17 protein-coding genes are annotated in these 18095 nt (G+C 48.8%); all 17 read right to left on the minus strand.

The features are described 5' to 3' along the window. Window positions 1-6: 6 nt before the first annotated feature. Window positions 7-570: a GNAT family N-acetyltransferase gene (locus FAY32_RS07890; RefSeq protein WP_143462899.1), complete on the minus strand. Its 564-nt coding sequence runs from the start codon at window positions 568-570 to the stop codon at window positions 7-9. Between the two features lie 406 nt (window positions 571-976). Continuing rightward, window positions 977-1915, minus strand: coding sequence for a DNA-binding protein WhiA (whiA, locus tag FAY32_RS07895; RefSeq protein WP_143462900.1), 939 nt, complete (start codon window positions 1913-1915; stop codon window positions 977-979). A 2-nt stretch (window positions 1916-1917) separates the two neighbouring features. After that, window positions 1918-2931: a gluconeogenesis factor YvcK family protein gene (locus FAY32_RS07900; RefSeq protein WP_143462901.1), complete on the minus strand. Its 1014-nt coding sequence runs from the start codon at window positions 2929-2931 to the stop codon at window positions 1918-1920. Then, window positions 2928-3812, minus strand: coding sequence for an RNase adapter RapZ (gene rapZ, locus FAY32_RS07905; RefSeq protein WP_143462902.1), 885 nt, complete (start codon window positions 3810-3812; stop codon window positions 2928-2930). Before rapZ ends, FAY32_RS07900 begins: the two co-directional genes overlap by 4 nt. Window positions 3813-4238: 426 nt before the next feature. Beyond that, a complete protein-coding gene (locus FAY32_RS07910) occupies window positions 4239-4784 on the minus strand; it encodes an HdeD family acid-resistance protein (protein ID WP_143462903.1) in 546 nt (181 codons plus the stop codon). A 164-nt stretch (window positions 4785-4948) separates the two neighbouring features. Further along, window positions 4949-7804: an excinuclease ABC subunit UvrA gene (gene uvrA / locus FAY32_RS07915; protein ID WP_143462904.1), complete on the minus strand. Its 2856-nt coding sequence runs from the start codon at window positions 7802-7804 to the stop codon at window positions 4949-4951. 20 nt (window positions 7805-7824) lie between these two features. Beyond that, window positions 7825-9831 (minus strand): excinuclease ABC subunit UvrB, encoded by a 2007-nt coding sequence (gene uvrB, locus FAY32_RS07920; RefSeq protein ID WP_143462905.1) that lies wholly within the window; start codon window positions 9829-9831, stop codon window positions 7825-7827. A gap of 311 nt (window positions 9832-10142) precedes the next feature. Further along, on the minus strand, window positions 10143-10670 hold the full coding sequence (locus FAY32_RS07925) for an acetyltransferase (RefSeq protein ID WP_143462906.1): 528 nt from the start codon (window positions 10668-10670) through the stop codon (window positions 10143-10145). Then, window positions 10667-11314, minus strand: coding sequence for a YfbR-like 5'-deoxynucleotidase (locus tag FAY32_RS07930; protein ID WP_143462907.1), 648 nt, complete (start codon window positions 11312-11314; stop codon window positions 10667-10669). The genes FAY32_RS07925 and FAY32_RS07930 overlap by 4 nt, the downstream gene beginning before the upstream one ends. Window positions 11315-11492: 178 nt before the next feature. After that, entirely contained in the window at window positions 11493-12434 is a 942-nt protein-coding gene (gene trxB, locus FAY32_RS07935) for a thioredoxin-disulfide reductase (RefSeq protein ID WP_143462908.1), read from the minus strand. A gap of 65 nt (window positions 12435-12499) precedes the next feature. Then, window positions 12500-13411: a UTP--glucose-1-phosphate uridylyltransferase GalU gene (galU, locus tag FAY32_RS07940; protein WP_143462909.1), complete on the minus strand. Its 912-nt coding sequence runs from the start codon at window positions 13409-13411 to the stop codon at window positions 12500-12502. 35 nt (window positions 13412-13446) lie between these two features. Continuing rightward, entirely contained in the window at window positions 13447-14460 is a 1014-nt protein-coding gene (locus tag FAY32_RS07945; RefSeq protein WP_143462910.1) for an NAD(P)H-dependent glycerol-3-phosphate dehydrogenase, read from the minus strand. A 15-nt stretch (window positions 14461-14475) separates the two neighbouring features. Next, window positions 14476-15339, minus strand: coding sequence for a prolipoprotein diacylglyceryl transferase (gene lgt, locus FAY32_RS07950; protein ID WP_143462911.1), 864 nt, complete (start codon window positions 15337-15339; stop codon window positions 14476-14478). Window positions 15340-15342: 3 nt separating this feature from the next. Continuing rightward, window positions 15343-16278, minus strand: a complete 936-nt coding sequence (gene hprK / locus FAY32_RS07955; protein WP_143462912.1) for an HPr(Ser) kinase/phosphatase — start codon at window positions 16276-16278, stop codon at window positions 15343-15345. 91 nt (window positions 16279-16369) lie between these two features. Next, window positions 16370-16741 (minus strand): phage holin family protein, encoded by a 372-nt coding sequence (locus FAY32_RS07960; protein ID WP_143462913.1) that lies wholly within the window; start codon window positions 16739-16741, stop codon window positions 16370-16372. 1 nt (window position 16742) lies between these two features. Beyond that, window positions 16743-17090 carry a PspC domain-containing protein gene (locus tag FAY32_RS07965; protein ID WP_143462914.1) on the minus strand — a complete coding sequence of 116 codons (348 nt, stop codon included), beginning with the start codon at window positions 17088-17090 and terminating at the stop codon, window positions 16743-16745. 320 nt (window positions 17091-17410) lie between these two features. Continuing rightward, entirely contained in the window at window positions 17411-18088 is a 678-nt protein-coding gene (gene phoU / locus FAY32_RS07970; RefSeq protein WP_143462915.1) for a phosphate signaling complex protein PhoU, read from the minus strand. Between the last annotated feature and the right edge of the window lie 7 nt (window positions 18089-18095).

Below are 18095 nucleotides of genomic sequence, written 5' to 3' on the forward strand. Positions count from 1 at the left end.
ATTTTTTTACAGTTCTAGGCCCATGTGCTGGTACGGGTGGATACCAATCATCAATCGACCGTCTGGTTTAAATCCTTGCCGGTGATAGAGCTTAGCTGCCCCAGGATTACCGTCGTCGACATTTAAACTGATTTTATGCTTGCCCAGCTTTTCAACAAACTGTGGTAAAGCATTCAACAGATGACTGCCGATTCCTTGACCTTGCGCTTGTGGTGCCACTGCCAACATGCTCAAGTACCACTCACCTGCCCGGCTTTCTCCACCGAGTTCTAATGGTGCCGTAAAACCACTCTGGTTTGCCGACACCTTTTTCAAAATCTGATTCACAGCCACTTCATTTTCGGCTGGATGACCAAAGGCCACACCCAAGACACGGTCCTTTTCGGTAGCGACCAACGTCTGGGCCAGACCACTCAGGTTCTCTGGCATGGAATACAACGTCGTTAACATTGAGATCAATGCCGATTCCGTGACCTCTTTTAATACGGGCATCTCCATGTCACGATAGATCATCGCAATCAGCGGGGCAATCTGCGCACCATCTTGCGGTTGTGCTTGCCGAATTTGCATGTAAAACCAGCCTCCTAGCTTAGAAATGAGTTTACGATTGACGGGCGTTATCCGTTTAGTTCGGTACACCCCATCGTTGAGAGTTAATTTACCAACCACCTTAACAGATAACGCCTCGTATCGTCAAATCTTCTGTCTACTCAGAAGTTGGGGTGCTGGACGACTTGCCTGGGATTCCACCTGCTGTTGGAAATCTTCAGACTGGAAGAACACCAGTCTTCTAGACTTAATTTCGCTATTGTTGTTAGAACAAGTATGGCTGCCGCCTTGAACCTCTCAATCTTTAGGTTCTACATAAAAAGGACTACGACGATTGTCATAGCCCCTAGCTTACTAAATTTAACTAGTAATAGTGCGCCACCAAGAGCAATCGGTCTAAAAAAACCGCCCCTGGTCGTCCGCTTTTTTACGCCGTTGCTTCTTCACGTAACTGTTTAGCGTAATCGTTGATTTTCCGCAATCGGTGATTGATTCCTGATTTCGAAATCGGCCCGCCCGGAACCAAGTCACCCAGTTCCTTTAGACTAACTTCTTGGTGTGCCAATCGTGTTTCTGCGACCTCACGCAGTTTCGTCGGCAATTGGCCCAAGCCCACAGTCGAATCGATAAACTGAATGTTGTCGATCTGCCGGGTTGAGGCATTGGCGACCTTATCCAAGTTGGCATTTTCGCAATTGACCAACCGGTTAACGGAGTTCCGCATATCACGCATGATTCGCACATCTTCGAACCGCAACATGGCAGTTGTCGCACCAATCAGTGACAGAAAATCGGCGATCTTTTCAGCACCCTTCAAGTAGGTAATGTAGCCACTTCGCCGCTCGATGGTTCGCGCATTCAAGTCGTAACGGTTCATCATGTCCGCAATCATCCGGTTATGTTCTTCATACAATGAGTAAATTTCCAGATGGTAACGACTGGTTTCAGGGTTGTTGACTGATCCACCTGCTAAGAACGCCCCCCGTAAGTAGGAACGAACACGCATATCATCATTCAAGATCTCATCCGGGACGGACTCCAAGAGCTGCATCCCATCAAAGATCCCCAGATCAGATAAGACCTCAGTTGCCCCGGTCTTGACCCGCACGATGTACAGGTTATTTTTCTTTAATTTCATTTTACGCCGCACTAACAATTCACTTTCCAAATCGTAAAATTGTTTGAGCAATTGGTACATCCGCCGCGCAATGGCGGGGTTTTCGGTTTGAACGTTCAACACGAAGCGGTGATTTGCCAAACCTAACGCGCCGTTCATCCGAATCAGCGCGACCAGCTCGGCCTTCGCATTTTCCCGATGAACATCGAGCGTGGTTAATTCCTTTTTGACTTCACTGGCATAAGACATCGTTAAGACCTCCGTTCCTTTTGGGGGCGCGGTTGACCAATCAGATTCAAGAGTTCGCGTACGACCTCTTGCCCGTTATGAAAGGCCCCATTATCCCGTAGCATTAAAAAGTCCGTGGAGATGACCCGGCACCCCTGATCGCGGAGTCCCTGGAAATCGTGACGAACCGGTTGTGACATTTCGTCCCACCGTTGATAATCGATATACCGGTCGGGTACCTTCCGGGTATTGACCAAAACGGTATCGATAAAGTTAGCTTGTAAATGTTCATTTAACACGCGAACGTGGTCAGCATCGGTAAAGTTTTCCGTTTCGCCCTTCTGCGTCATGATATTGCAGATGTAAACGACCTCAGCAGAACTGTCCCGCACAGCCTGACCAACACTGTCGATCATCAGGTTTGGCAGGATGCTGGTAAATAGGCTTCCTGGCCCCAAGACAATCTGATCCGCATTCATAATGGCATCAATCACAGGTTGCACGGCTTGTGGCTGCTGATGGTGGTCACTGGTTTCGACCCACACCCGCTTGATCAGTTTGTGGGCTGCCGTAATCTCAGCTTCTCCGCTAAGTTTACTGCCATCCGCAAACTGCGCGTGTAGCTCCAAAGGTTCATTGGCGGCCGGATAGATGTGACCGTTGACCCGCATCAATTGTGACAATTCCTGCACCGCATCAAAAATACCGCCCTTCATTTCCGACAAGGCGGCAATGATCAAGTTTCCAATGGCGTGACCAGCAAAGAAGTCATCACTCGTTTCGAACCGGTACTGGAATAAGTCTTTATAAATATCTGGAACCTCCGCCAACGCCACCATGACGTTACGAATATCTCCAGGCGGCACCACGTTCACGTAATGTCGAATGATACCAGAAGAACCGCCATCATCGGCGACCGTCACCACCGCAGTGATGTCGACGTCTTGATCGCGTAAATTACTGAGGATAACGGGTAATCCCGTTCCCCCACCGATGACCACAATCTTAGGCCGTCGGGTGCGCATTGGATCTCTCATGAGCGATTAGCAGACTCCTTTCGCTTCTCAATATCCCGGTGAGTCACGTGCACGGGGTAAGCATCCCCCAGTGCCTGACCAATTCGTTGGGCCAAAGCGACGGAGCGGTGTTGGCCACCCGTACAACCGATGGCGATAGTGAGATTAGATTTACCTTCTTTTTGATACCCGGGGACGATTGCCGTCAATAAGCTCAAGAACCGCTGGTAAAACTCCTCGGTCTGAGGCTGTTGCATGACATAGTCGTAGACGGGTTCATCCAGCCCCGTTTGTTCGCGCAATGCGGGCAAGTAGTAAGGGTTGGGCAGGAAACGAACGTCCATCACGATGTCGGCGTCAATGGGCAACCCATACTTGAACCCAAAGGACATGACTTCGATGTGGAACAATTGCACGTTCGTCGTCTCGTAGTTATGAAAAATTTCTTCCCGTAATTTTCGCGGGCTTAATTTCGTCGTATCAATCACCAGCTGGGCCGCCTGCCGAATTGGTTCCAGGAGACTACGCTCACGCTGAATGCCCTCCATGACCCGACCATTACGTGCCAGTGGATGGGAACGGCGGGTCTCCTTATAGCGGGAAACCAGCTCTTCATCGGAAGCATCTAGAAACAAGACCTGCGCGTTCATCGTGCCATGAACGGCAACATCGTTTAGCATCCGAACAATTTCGTCGTAAAATGCCCGGGATCGTAAGTCGATGACCAGGGCAATTTTAGATAGCTTCCCCGATTCGCGTACGAGATCCCAGAACTTAGGTAATAACGATGGCGGCATGTTGTCGATGCAGAAATAGCCTAAATCTTCAAAGCTTTGCATGGCCACCGTTTTACCAGCGCCACTCATCCCAGTAATAATAACCAGGCGAATATCTTCAGTCATGGCTTTTCCTCCAGCTTCCTTTTCAAAAACAATCTTTAAGCAGTATAACACACCGGGTGTGTCTTTTCCTAACAATTCCTTTAAATTATCAACAAATAGCGACGAAAATCATAACTATTTCGCTAAATTTTGACCGGAACACGCGGTTTCGCCCGGATACGACTTTCCATTTTCGTAATCCGCGTCAAAACCAAGCTAGCCAGTAATCGTGACCACCCCACAATCTGTGCCCTTTATACACCATTCGTCCGTAGCCCACACTCAGGCAGTCGTCATCAATCACCGGTGTACAAAAAAAGTTTCTTCCCGACTACTTCAGAAGAAACTTCCCTTTACGTTCACAAATATCAAATTACTTGTGGCCCGCAACGATCATTGCCGGTTCTTCCAACAACCTGTAGCGGCCTAACCCATTTTCTTAACTGCTTATGAGCGGCTACGCGCAATCGCAATCCAGATGGCGTTAACACCAAAGACGATGAAGAACATGGCGATCAACCAGTTCAGCGACAGTGCAGCAGCAATTGGATGAATAAACAACATAATGCCCAAGGCTAAACTGATAACATCTAAAATCAATGACAACCAGAAGAAGGCCCCACCAAAGTCGCGCAAATGACTGGCAACTAATAACCGCTCAACCGAATCAAAGATGAACCAGAGTGCGAACAGGTAGCCCAATGTCACGATGGCGCTATTCATATCAAAGAAGAACACCACGGCAATCAAGATATCCAGAATTCCAAAAACTAACGCAAAGTTGGCACGGATTCCGGTAACATCATGTAACTTTTTGTAACCCGCAATGGTGGTCAGCCCACTTAGTAAAGCCATGAAAGCAAAGATAATAGCTAAGCCCGTCAAACCGATCTTGGGTGACCGCAATAAGCCCACCGCAGCAACGATAAATAAAATGCCGAGGATGAACTCACCCCAGTCAAAACCCCAACGAGTACGACTCATATTAAACATAAACCGACATCTCCTCACAACTCCGGCCAAGTGCCGACCGGCTTTTCAACTATTGTACTGGTTTTCGCCAGTTCTCACAAGTTAACTTCAAACAAAAAAGGCATCAAACCGCGTGATAGCAGCTTGATACCTCCTTTATGACGTTTTGATGACTAGTTAAATCACTACTTCTTCTGGTCGGCTTCCGTGCGTGCGCGATCCCGTTCCAAGACCGGCTTGAGGTACTGCCCCGTGTAGCTCGCCTTTACTTCAGCCAATTCTTCCGGCGTTCCGGTCGCCACAACGTTGCCGCCGGCTTCGCCACCTTCAGGACCCAAGTCGATCAAATGATCCGCCGTCTTGATGACATCTAAGTTATGTTCGATAACCAAGACCGTATTCCCCTTGTCGACTAGGCGATGCAAGACGACCAACAAGCGCTTGATATCGTCCGCATGGAGCCCCGTGGTTGGTTCATCAAGGATATAAAAGTTCTTCCCGTTCTGTTGCTTGTGCAATTCAGAAGCCAACTTCATCCGTTGCGCTTCCCCACCAGATAAGGTGGTCGCAGGTTGGCCTAACTTCACGTAGCCCAAACCGACATCTTGAATCGTTTGGAGCTTCCGCGTAATCTTCGGAATGGCCTCAAAGAACTTCAGCGCTTCGCTGACAGTCATATCCAGCACGTCAGCAATATTCTTTCCCTTGTATTCAACTTCCAACGTTTCTGAGTTGTAACGCGTCCCATGACAAACTTCACAAGGCACGTAAACGTCGGGTAAAAAGTTCATTTCGATCTTTAAGATTCCATCCCCATGGCAAGCCTCACAACGACCACCCTTGGTGTTGAAACTAAACCGGCCCTTTTGATAACCACGTAACTTGGCGTCGTTTGTCTGAGCAAATAAGGTCCGGACATCGTCAAAGACCCCCGTATACGTGGCTGGGTTACTCCGTGGCGTCCGCCCAATTGGACTTTGGTCAATATCAACCAAGCGCTCAATGTTCGTTACGCCGGCAATACTCTGATATTTCCCGGGTTTTTCCGAATTGTGATTCAGTTTCTGGGCCAACGCGCGTTTCAGAATCGTATTGACCAACGTCGACTTCCCAGAGCCTGAGACGCCGGTGACCACCACAAACTCGCCCAGCGGAAAATCAACCGTAATATCCTTTAAGTTGTTTTCGGCTGCACCAGTCACTCGAATTTCTTTGCCATTTCCCTGACGCCGTTGCAGTGGGACTGGAATGTATTGTTTACCAGACAGGTACTGGCCAGTCAATGACTTTCGCGAGCGCATGACTTGCTTAGGTGTCCCCGCAGCCATCACGTGGCCACCGTTTTCACCCGCACCCGGACCAATATCCACAATGTAATCAGCGGCCCGCATGGTGTCCTCATCGTGTTCCACAACGATCAGCGTGTTACCCAAATCACGCATCTGCTTCAAGGATGCAATCAAGCGGTCATTATCCCGTTGATGCAGCCCGATTGAAGGTTCATCTAAAATGTAGAGCACCCCAGATAGATTGGACCCAATTTGCGTGGCCAACCGAATCCGTTGGGCCTCCCCACCAGATAATGTCCGGGCCGAACGACTGAGCGTCAGGTAGTCCAAGCCCACGTTTCGTAAGAAGGTCAGTCGGTCACGAATTTCCTTCAAAATCGGTTGCGCGATGACTTGATCCTGTTCACCAAAATGCAAGTCATTAAAGAAGCTCAGCTCCTTGTCGACAGGCAAGTTGGAGACCTCACCGATGTGTTGGTGATTGATCTTCACACTCAGCGCTTGCCGGTTCAACCGAAAACCATGACACGTCTGACAGGTCAATTCAGTCATGTACTTCCGCATCACATCACGCGTAAAATCACTGTTCGTTTCATGGTAACGCCGATCAATGTTGGGAATAACCCCTTCAAAGGCCACGTCAACATCACGGACACCACCAAAATCATTTTCATAGTGGAAATGGAATTCCTTGCCCTGTGAGCCATACAATACGACGGCTTGGTCGTTCTTGGACAGGTCCTTAAAGGGCGTATCCATATCAATGTTAAAGGCCGCGCAAGCTTGTTCCAGCAACGCTGGATAGTACTGCGAGCTGATTGGATTCCAAGGCTCTAAAGCGCCTTCGCGCAACGTTTTCGTTGCATCTGGAACCACTAAATCTAGGTCAACTTCCAACTTGACCCCTAATCCATCACAATCGGGGCAAGCACCAAATGGCGCGTTAAAGGAGAAGAGCCGGGGTTCTAATTCGCCCACGGTAAATCCACAGACAGGACAAGCATAATGCTCAGAGAAGATCATGGGATCACCGTCGATCAGGTCGGCGATTGCATAACCACCACTCAAACGTAACGCCGCTTCAAAGGAATCGAATAGGCGGGACCGAATACCCTTTTTCACAACGACCCGATCGATAACGATGGCGATATCATGGCTCTGATTCTTATTCAGTTCGGGCACGTTGTCGATGTCTAAGATCTCACCGTCGACCCGGACCCGCACAAAACCCTCACGCTGGATTTTTTCAAAGATTTTTTTGTGTTGACCCTTTTTCGCGCGAACGATGGGCGATAAAACCTGCAGTTTCGTCCGTTCCGGCAAAGCTAGCACCTGATCGACCATCTGCTCCACACTCTGGCTCGTGATCTTAGTACCATCGTTGGGACAGATCGGTGTTCCGACCCGCGCCCACAGCAGTCGCAGATAATCATTGATTTCCGTGACGGTTCCGACCGTGGACCGTGGGTTCTTCGAGGTCGTCTTTTGGTCGATTGAAATGGCTGGACTTAGGCCATCAATTGAATCAACATCTGGCTTATCCATTTGCCCTAAAAATTGTCGTGCATAGGACGACAAGCTCTCCACATAACGACGTTGGCCCTCTGCATACAGCGTATCAAAGGCCAAAGAACTCTTCCCAGAACCAGACAGGCCACTGATGACCACCAATTTGTTCTTGGGAATCGTTACGTCGATATCTTTCAAGTTGTGGGCCCGCGCCCCGTGAATCACGATTTTATCGTTTACCAATTGGCATTCTCCTAACTAACCTAGTCCCCGATTTCAGTCTTCATATCCATAATTGTATCCCGCAAGGACGCCGCCTGTTCGAAGTCCAGCTTCTTAGCCGCTGCGCGCATTTCGTCTTCCAACCGGGAAATTAATTTCTCTTGGTCTTCCTTCGTCATATCTTCAAAGTCGCTTGCAACAAAGTCATCTTTTTCATCACTATCGTCGTTCTTCTTCGTAACGGCGATCAAGTCACGAATTGGCTTAATAATCGTCGTTGGCGTGATTCCATGTTTCTTGTTGTAAGCCATCTGGACTTGACGCCGCCGGGCCGTCTCGTCAATCGCGGCTTGCATGGATTCCGTCACAGAATCAGCATACATGATGACGGCCCCGTGAGAGTTTCGTGCTGCCCGACCAATAGTTTGAATCAACGACCGTTCGTTACGCAGGAAGCCTTCCTTATCGGCATCCAAAATAGCCACTAGTGATACTTCAGGAATATCAATTCCTTCCCGCAACAGGTTGATGCCGACCAAAACATCATACTTCCCTAAACGTAGGTCACGCATGATCTCAGTACGTTCCAGGGTTTTAATGTCCGAGTGCAAGTAGGCCACTTTGATGCCGAGATCCTTCAAGTAGTCCGTTAAATCTTCCGCCATTTTTTTGGTCAACGTTGTGACAAATGTCCGCTCGTTCTTGTCGACCCGCGCATTGATTTCTCCCACCAAGTCATCCATTTGGCCCATGATTGGCCGAACCTCAATTGTGGGATCCAACAACCCAGTTGGTCGAATGATCTGTTGGACAACGTGATCCGTTTGTTCAGACTCATAGGGGCCTGGCGTCGCTGACATGTAAATGACTTGGTTGATGTGCTGTTCAACTTCATTGAGTTTCAATGGTCGGTTATCCAGTGCGCTTGGCAGTCGGAAACCATAATCGACTAGCTGTTGCTTCCGCGCACGGTCACCATTGTACATGCCCCGAACTTGCGGCATCGTCACGTGTGATTCATCGACGACTAACAAAAAGTCTTTCGGGAAGAAATCGAGCAACGTATAAGGTGGTTCACCGGCTTTACGCCCGTCCATCCACCGCGAATAGTTTTCAATACCGCTGGTGTAGCCCATTTCGCGCATCATTTCCAGGTCATAGGTGGTCCGCTGCTTGAGCCGTTGCGCTTCCAGCAGCTTGCCTGCGCCTTCCAGTTCGGCGACACGTGACTTCAGCTCACCCTCAATCCCATTCGTGGCTTTGGCCATGACATCATCATTAGTCATAAAGTGTGTTGCCGGGAAAATAGCCACGTGTTCGCGATCGCCGACGATTTCACCAGTCAGGGAATCTACTTCCCGAATCCGGTCAATCTCGTCGCCAAAGAATTCGACCCGCAGTGCACGGTCGTCCCGCGATGCTGGGAAAATTTCGACCACATCGCCGTGAACCCGAAAGCGGCCCCGCTGAAAGTCATAGTCATTCCGTTCAAATTGAATGTTGACTAACTTACGTAACAGCGCGTCCCGCTCGATTTCTTGCCCAACACGGAGGGAGACCACGTGATTTTTATATTCAGTGGGGTCCCCTAAACCAAAGATGGAGGACACGGAGGCTACGACAATGACGTCGTTTCTTTCCAACAATGAACTCGTCGCCGAGTGCCGTAACTTATCGATCTCATCGTTGATTGAGGAATCCTTTTCAATGTAAGTATCGCTCGAGGGCACATAAGCTTCCGGTTGGTAATAATCGTAGTAACTCACAAAATACTCCACCGCATTGTTCGGAAAGAATTGCTTGAACTCCCCGTAAAGTTGCCCTGCCAGGGTCTTGTTATGAGAAAGCACCAGCGTGGGTTTGTTGACATTCTTAATCACGTTTGAAATGGTAAATGTCTTCCCAGTCCCGGTCGCTCCCAGCAAGATCTGTGCCTTTTCGCCATCATTCAGCCCCTTAGTCAGCTGTGAAATGGCATTCGGTTGGTCCCCAGTTGGCTGATAATCTGACACGAGGTCAAATTTACGGTCTGTTTGTCGATCAATCATAGTGGATAACCTCCTTACCCGTTTAAATAACTATCTATTTTGTCGTTTTTTCTTTTGCTTTAAAAGTTGACCTCGTGAGCTTCTAGCTTAAAGGTGCCGTCAAAGACTACCTTGAACCGCCCTGCTCACCGCGTTCCAGTCCAAAATTAACAACTGGTACGCCGTCACTTAGCTCGCACATTAAATCTGAAGTGTCAGCCAGTGTACGGTAAATTAACTTTTAATTTCAGCAGAAAAGTTGGGAAACGGATCGTTTCCCATCACGCTAAATTATTCTACCATACCGAACATACTTTCGCTAGTTTGGCGTCCTATCGATCAAACTTGTCCTGATAGATGGTCACATTAGCGACCCGTTCACCCCGAACTACCGTGGTCGTTTGGACAGCTGTTAACCCCAGGTTGTCCCAGAACTGTTTCATTTGTCGGTCACCCATGAAGACGCTGAGCTGTAATTGAACGGCGTCCGCTGCCCGCAATGTTTTGACTAGGCTCCAGTAATAAGCTGCTGATTGTTCTGTCGTCAGACGCTTGGCTGGCAGCCACATGCCCAACCAGACCAAGCTTGGGAGTGGATAGTCGATAATCAGATCCACCAAGACGACAAGGTCATCCCCCTCAAAAACACCCAGGTAGGCCTTTTGGTCGGCTTGCGCGTTCAAAGGAATGTCCGTCACGTCTTGAATGGCCTCTTGCCGGGTTACAGGATGATCTTGGAAATGGTCGAAATATTCCGGATGGCTTGCCTGAAATTGATAGATCAGGTCGTCGTCTGCATGCGTCAACGGCCGTACCGTTGCCCCCGCTAAGTTCTGGTTCCACACCTCGGCTAACTTCATGCTTGTGCCTCCTGCTGTTGTAAAAGTTCATCCGTTAGCTGTGCCAATTTTTGGCGATCACTAAAATCTGCCGCCAACATTTCTGGAAGCACCTCGGCCAGAAAGTACTTCACGCAATCCAGCTGCTTGAACGTCAAGATGGTGCTCAAGCTCTCCCGGTAGATCTCCGTATAAACGGGCTCCGGGTTCCCCTTTTGAATTTCACCAAATGATTCGTAGAGTAAGTCGACCTTATCGGCCACAGACAGGATCTGCCCCTCCAAGGTGTCATCCTTGCCCTCACCTAACCGCCGTGTGTAGGCAGCTTGAAACTGTTTTGGAATTTCGTTTTCAATAAAGTTTGCAGTCAACGACGTTTCGACATCGGCCAGCATATGCCGTAATTCTGGCGTTGCGTATTTAACCGGCGTCTTGATATCCCCGATAAATCGCTCCGTATAGTCATGGTTCAACGCCTTCTCGTAGACCAGTCGCCAATTAACTGCGTGCCCAGCTTGTTCCTCCACGTCGCCCAGGAACTGTGCGACCTCAGCAACCTTAAACGAATGGGCCGCCACGGAATGTTGCTCAAACTTGAAGTAGCCTGGTGCGCGATTGATTGTTTCCAAGTCACTCAAACTTTGTAAAAACTGATTCATCCCCATACTTCTGCCAACTCCCTTGATTTTTTTGAATTCATTTCCGGTTAGCCGTTAGAATTCACGCTTAAAACGAAAATTGAATTTAACCAAAATTCATTTTAATACCAAACATTGTAGTCCCTTTTCGCGTAACAAAAAAGCGGAAACATCCCTAAATGGTTGTCTCCGCTAAGTTTAACATTTATTTTGCCGAAGCTGCTTGCGACTTCAAAGTTTCCAGGTAACTGAAAGCCTCTTGGCCAGCAATACCACCGTCACCGACAGCTGTTGTAATCTGGCGAAGCGTCTTTTCACGCACGTCACCGATTGCAAAGATGCCAGGAACAGACGTGTGCATCAGTTCGTTCGTTGGAATCCAACCAGCATCGTTCGTAATGCCGAGACCCTTGAAAGCAGCAGTCATTGGTAAGTTCCCCACGTAAATGAAGACCCCACTAACAGCCTTTTCGCCAGTCTCGCCGGTCACGTTGTTCTTAGTTGCCACACCGGTAACCTTCATGTCGTCACCCAACACTTCAGTCACGCTCGTGTTCCAAACGAATTCAATCTTCTCATTAGCAAAGGCCCGGTCCTGAATCACCTTTTGTGCCCGGAGCTTATCGCGGCGAACAAAAACGGTTACCTTGGAAGCTAAGCCCGCCAAGTAGATACTTTCTTCAACTGCGGAATCGCCACCACCAATGACGGCAACTTCACGGTTCTTAAAGAAGGCCCCATCGCAGACCGCGCAGTAAGAGACACCCCGGCCACCAAATTGATCCTCGCCAGGTACGCCCAGCTTCTTATATTCGGAACCGGTAGCCACGATAACTGCCTTCGCAGAATAGTCGCCATCATCGGTCTTTACGATCTTATGATCGCCCTGATCTTCGATAGATTCTACACTACCATAGGCAAATTCGGCGCCAAATTGTGTCGAGCCATCGTACATATCCTTGGCCAGGTCTGGTCCTAAGACGGACTTGAACCCCGGATAGTTCTCGATTGCTGCTGTGTTGTTCATTTGACCGCCATAGATTCCACGGTCCAACATCAAGACAGATAAGTTGGCCCGTGAGGCGTACAGTGCCCCGGTCATACCGCCAGGACCCGCACCAATCACAATGACATCATAGTTTTTCAACGTTAACGCTCCCTTCTGCTCTTAAGCCATGGTGCTACTCTACTATTAAAAAGTAAGTTTGTCACCTACTTTGACTTGGCTGGCTTCGATTGATCGTCTTCCTTGGCTAATCGCGTGTTTAATTCTTTAATGTAGGCGCGCAGTTGGTCTTTAGTTTCCGGATGGTTCAACCCATATTCAATATTGGTCTTGAGCCAACCAAACTTGTTCCCAACATCGAACCGCTTGCCCGTGTATTCATGAGCGAAGACCCGTTGCGTCTTGTTTAAGTTATCAATGGCATCGGTCAACTGAAGTTCATTGCCCAAGCCAATTGGTGTATTTTCCAAAGCTTCAAAAATTTCTGGTGTGAATAAGTACCGCCCGATAATGGCCAAATCACTAGGTGCTTCATCAGGTTGTGGCTTTTCAACGAAGTTAGTCACGTTGTACAGCCCTGGTGCAGTTTCTTCAGAAGGATTGATGACCCCATACTTGGCCGTATCCTTATGTGGTACCCGCATAACAGCTAACGTGGAGGCACCCGTTTCGTTATACCGGTCAATCAGTTGTTTGGTCAAAGGCACCTTACTATCGGTCATGTCGTCACCCAACATCACAACGAAGGGTTCGTCACCGATAAAGGCTTTGGCCGTCAAAACGGCGTCACCCAAGCCACGCGGGTAAGGTTGCCGAATGAAGTACAAGTTCATCCCCGTCGTCTCTTGGACCTGACGGAGCATTTCATCCTTGTGCTTAGCCGCTAAGTTGGCTTCCAATTCAGGATTAGAATCGAAGTGATCTTCAATGGACCGCTTGGACTTCCCATCAACAATAACAATGTCTTCGATGCCGGACTTACGTGCTTCTTCAACGATGAATTGAATCGTTGGCTTGTCCACGATCGGTAACATTTCCTTAGCTAAGGCTTTCGTAGCTGGCAAAAATCGGGTACCCAGACCCGCGGCTGGAATGACTGCTTTTCTGACTTTTCTCATAATATAAATATCCTTTCCCGTATCCCCAGAGCTTGTTAGAATTCAGACCGACCTTCACGTTGCATCAGATCTGAGATAGCTTGACGAATATCCTTACCCTCATAAATCACTTGGTAAATTGCTTCCGTAATTGGCATGGAAACGCCCCGTTCCTGAGACAATTCGTAGGCGGCCTTCGTCGTAGCCAACCCTTCGATCACCATTCCCATGTGGTTGATGACATCGTCTAAGGCCTCCCCACGGCCCAATTCGTCACCAGCACGCCAGTTACGTGAGTTCGAGCTGGTGGCCGTTACGATAACGTCCCCCACCCCAGACAACCCAATAAAGGTCATTGGGTCGGCACCAAACGAGGTCCCTAACCGAGAAATTTCGGCTAACCCTCGCGTCATCAAGGCAGCTTTGGCGTTGTCACCGTAGCCTAACCCGTGTAAAGCACCGGCACCTAAAGCAATAATGTTCTTCAGTGCGGCACCAATTTCGACCCCGATAACGTCCGAGTTGGTGTAGACCCGGAAGTAAGGCGTCATAAACAACTTTTGCGTGTACTTGGCAGCGTCTGGACTTTCACTAGCCGCCGTAATCAAGGTAATATCCTTACGCGCAACGTCCTCCGCATGGCTTGGCCCGGACAAAACGGTCACAGACTGTCGATTGGCTGCCGGAATCTCTTCTGCTAGAACTTGTGAGATTCGTTTGTAAGTCTTCTGTTCGATTCCCTTGCTGGCATGGATCAGTTGTGGCTGTAATCCCGTCTTTTGCAAGATTTCACTGACCTGTCCAGCAACGGAACGAACCGCCTTGGTTGGCACAACGAATAAGATGGCGTCAACGTCAACTAACGCACTCGCTAAATCGGAGTAGGCCACTAACGAGGGAGAAAAGGTGAAATCCTTAATATAATGCGAATTCGTGTGCTGCGTGTTGAGTTCCTCAACTTGCTTGGGATTGTACGACCACAACCGAACATCGTGACCATTTCCATCCAAGACATTCGCTAAGATTGATCCCCATGAACCGGCACCGAGTACTGCAATTTTCTCTGACATAGTAATGGATTCTCCTTATTTAGAAAGATTAGTTCGTTCTCGAAATGGGGTGCCATCCAGATAGTCCGGTGGCGTAACGGTTGCCCGCCGCCGATAGATCCAAATGACCAACGCCCCAACAAACAAAACGACCGAAAGTAACTGCGAGATTCGAATGATGCCAAACAGCATCAAACTATCCGTCCGCATGCCCTCGATAAAGAAACGCCCCAGTGAATACCAGAGCACATAACTCAAGAAGACCTCGCCCTGCTTAAAGAGGCCCGGATAGTGTCGTAGACTCATCAAAACGATGAATCCCAACAGATCCCAAGTCGACTCATACAGGAACGTTGGCTGACGGTAAGCCCCATCAATAAGCATCTGGTCGAGGATAAACTGTGGTAAGTGTAGCCCCTGTAAAAAGGCTAAGCTTGTAACGCGACCAAAGGCTTCTTGGTTCATAAAGTTTCCCCAGCGCCCAATGGCTTGTCCCAGAATAACCGTTGGTGCGGCAACATCTAGCATCAACCAAACCGGAATAAATCGTGATCGACAAAAGAAGAAGACGACCAACCCGGCACCAATCAACGAGCCGTAGATTGCAATTCCCCCGTCCCAGATGGCGATGATTTCGCCCGGGTGATGCTGATAATACGACCATTGAAAGACCACATAGTAGAGTCGCGCCGCAATCAAAGCTGCTGGCAACGCCCACAAAATCATGTCGTAGATGTCATCGGGGTCAATTCCCCGTAGACGACCTTCGCGCACAGCCAAAGTGACTGCCAAAACAACGCCGGAAGCAATAATGATGCCATACCAGTGAACCGCGATGGGCCCTAAACGAAAGGCGATGGGATTCAACGCCGCAATGATTGGTGAGAAGATAACGCCCATCTCCTATTCTTTTTTCGAGTTTTGCTTGATTAGACGATTCAAATTATCATCGAAGACTTTCGTGGCATCGTACCCCATGGAGCGGGCCCGGAAGTTCATCGCCGCTGCTTCAATAATAATTGCTAAGTTACGACCTGTCTTTACCGGAATCGTAATCTTAGGCACCACCACATCAAAGAACCGTTGAGACTCCGTGTTGTTGCCGAGACGATCGAAGTGGTTATCATCGTGCCAAAGTTCAAGGTGAACAATGAGATCGATATCCGTTTCGCTACGGACCGCACCAGCCCCAAACAAGTTCATAACATCAATAATACCGATTCCGCGGATTTCTAGCAAGTGGCTTAGAATAGCTGGTGCAGCACCAACTAAAGTCTGCTCATCTTGTTGATAGACCTCCACGCGGTCATCGGCAATCAATCGGTGACCCCGTTTAACCAATTCTAGAGCGGTTTCACTTTTACCCACGCCAGAATCTCCGGTGATCATGACCCCGACCCCGTAGATATCGACTAGGACGCCATGAACAGACTGGCGTTCAGCTAGTTTACCTTCGAGAAAGTTAGTCATGTTACTGAGGACCCGTGACGTGGTCAACTTTGTTCCTAAGATTGGAATCCCCGCCTCTTGCGCGGACTGCTTCAATTCTTCTGGTGGATCAAGTTGGGTGGACACCACAAAAGCCGGCGTTTCTGGCTGACACATTTTGCGCATAACGTCGAGCAATTGGTCATGGGACATGCCCTTAGCAAAGGAAGTTTCCGTGATTCCTAAGAGTTGAATCCGTTTTGCTGGATAATAGTTAAAATACCCGGTTAATTCCAAACCAGGTCGTGATATATCGCTAGTTGTAATCTTGCGTTCCAAGTCATCTTCGCCGGAGTAGACATCTAACCGGTTAGCTTTGACAAGTTCGGCCACTGTGACGCTTTCTGGCATTGGGCGCTCCTCCTTACTACATCGTAAAACTACCCTTAATTTTAGCACTTTAGCGGGGGAACTCCTACCAAATTCCCTTTGAGTTCACCAGTTAATCGTGCGCATAGTGATCACTGATAATCGCATTAAAAATTGACATGACGATGGCAATAATCAGAGTGGTTCCAAACGAGGTGAACGTGAAGCTACTCCCCACAAACCAAGACGTCAATTCCAGCATAATGGCATTGATCACCACGCTGAATAACCCGAGGGTCAGAATGGTAATTGGCAGTGACAAGACGAATAGGATTGGTTTGACAACGGCGTTTAACAGGGCCAGCACGAAACTCGCCAGTAACGCGATGCCCACGCTTGAGACATAAAATGAATGTTGAAATGAGCCGGCCAATGAACTCTGGAAGAACCCAGCCAACGCCAGAAAAATCACTGCGTTTACTAAAATTCGGCTCCAAAAGCGCATGCTACTCACCGTCCTTGTGTTGATCCTTCACGTCTTGTTCCGTGACGTCATGAATCACCTTACGACCTGAATTCTGAGATTCGGACGACCCCCCGTTGCGGAAAAGATCACCCAGATTGCCGAGGTTGGGCCCTGCTGGCCGAGAATCATCTAGCGGCATAAACGACATCACGATGACGTAGAGCAAGAGCCCCAACACTCCGTGCGTTGGTAGCGCCAACGAGATCAAGACGTAGATGAGTCGTAAGAGGTTGGCGTTCCAACCAAAATATTCAGCAATACCGCCCAACACCCCACCGACTAAACGGTTAGTGCGGGAACGGACAAAACGTTTTTTGTTACCTGCCATCAGCGGACACTCCTTTTTTAAGACAGTTGTTTTGCGTAAATTTTGAATCAGTGGTGGTAGAACGCGGTCGCACTGCGGCTGCCAGAGAGGCGCCATGTAAAACTCAGCCGCGTCGTTTCAGCCATATTACCGACTGGTCAGGCGACACTACCCACCCTGTATCAGTTATTATATACGACACTAGTTAACCTTGTCATTTAATATCACGGTTCTCCCTGACGATCCCCTGATTGACTGGCTTATGGCAAGAATAGCGAAGACGGCCACTGAAAGCAAGTCTCCAGTGGCCGTCTTCGCAAATCTTCAGTTTAGATTAACGTTTAGCCTTCGCCATCTTGACTGGCTGAGTTCAGTTCGATAATTTGCCCCGACTTCAGATAAACGATCCATTCACAGACGTTCGTCACGTAATCACCAATCCGACTGAGGTCTTGCGCAACGTTGAGGTAGATGGAAGCTCCCGTTTCAAAAGCAGGGTCCAAGCGCATTTGTTCATAACTATCTGCCCGCACTTGGTGGTTCAACTGATCCAGCTTTCGGTCAACCGCTGCCAGTTCACGCGCTTCATCCTCATCCTTGTTCACGTATGCCGTCAAGACGTCTTTAACCATTTGCGTCGTTAACAGCCCCATCTGGCCTAACAATTGCTCGAGTACCGGAATCTTTTGCTTGCTGCCAAATTTAATTGTCGCATGCGCAATGTTCCGTGCGTGGTCACCCGCCCGTTCTAATTCCGAAACGGCCTTTAAGATGGTGACGATTTCGCGGAGATCGGTCGTCACGGGTTGGTATAACGCAATCATTTCAAACGTCTTTTTCTCTAATGCAATTTCTCGTTCGTTGATCTGGTGGTCCTGATCAATGATCTGTTGTGCAGCCACCGCATCGCGATTCGTAAAGGAATCCACGGCCTGCTGAATGACCTCGCTGACCAACATTCCCATTTCGGTGAAATCTGCATCCAATTCTGCTAATTCATCATCAAATAATCTTCTCATAGCCTGC

The sequence above is a fragment of the Levilactobacillus enshiensis genome (assembly GCF_007115095.1).
GTDB classification, from domain to species: domain Bacteria; phylum Bacillota; class Bacilli; order Lactobacillales; family Lactobacillaceae; genus Levilactobacillus; species Levilactobacillus enshiensis.

Bases quoted from the DNA above. Each gene is read 5' to 3' on its own strand.
- phoU (WP_143462915.1), bottom strand. From the start codon at position 18,088: ATGAGAAGATTATTTGATGATGAATTAGCAGAATTGGATGCAGATTTC.
- FAY32_RS07960 (WP_143462913.1), bottom strand. From the start codon at position 16,741: ATGCGCTTTTGGAGCCGAATTTTAGTAAACGCAGTGATTTTTCTGGCG.
- FAY32_RS07890 (WP_143462899.1), bottom strand. From the start codon at position 570: ATGCAAATTCGGCAAGCACAACCGCAAGATGGTGCGCAGATTGCCCCG.
- rapZ (WP_143462902.1), bottom strand. From the start codon at position 3,812: ATGACTGAAGATATTCGCCTGGTTATTATTACTGGGATGAGTGGCGCT.
- hprK (WP_143462912.1), bottom strand. From the start codon at position 16,278: ATGCCAGAAAGCGTCACAGTGGCCGAACTTGTCAAAGCTAACCGGTTA.
- FAY32_RS07900 (WP_143462901.1), bottom strand. From the start codon at position 2,931: ATGAGAGATCCAATGCGCACCCGACGGCCTAAGATTGTGGTCATCGGT.
- FAY32_RS07925 (WP_143462906.1), bottom strand. From the start codon at position 10,670: ATGAAGTTAGCCGAGGTGTGGAACCAGAACTTAGCGGGGGCAACGGTA.
- FAY32_RS07965 (WP_143462914.1), bottom strand. From the start codon at position 17,090: ATGGCAGGTAACAAAAAACGTTTTGTCCGTTCCCGCACTAACCGTTTA.
- FAY32_RS07945 (WP_143462910.1), bottom strand. From the start codon at position 14,460: ATGTCAGAGAAAATTGCAGTACTCGGTGCCGGTTCATGGGGATCAATC.
- FAY32_RS07910 (WP_143462903.1), bottom strand. From the start codon at position 4,784: ATGTTTAATATGAGTCGTACTCGTTGGGGTTTTGACTGGGGTGAGTTC.
- lgt (WP_143462911.1), bottom strand. From the start codon at position 15,339: ATGGGCGTTATCTTCTCACCAATCATTGCGGCGTTGAATCCCATCGCC.
- whiA (WP_143462900.1), bottom strand. From the start codon at position 1,915: ATGTCTTATGCCAGTGAAGTCAAAAAGGAATTAACCACGCTCGATGTT.
- FAY32_RS07930 (WP_143462907.1), bottom strand. From the start codon at position 11,314: ATGGGGATGAATCAGTTTTTACAAAGTTTGAGTGACTTGGAAACAATC.
- galU (WP_143462909.1), bottom strand. From the start codon at position 13,411: ATGAGAAAAGTCAGAAAAGCAGTCATTCCAGCCGCGGGTCTGGGTACC.
- uvrB (WP_143462905.1), bottom strand. From the start codon at position 9,831: ATGATTGATCGACAAACAGACCGTAAATTTGACCTCGTGTCAGATTAT.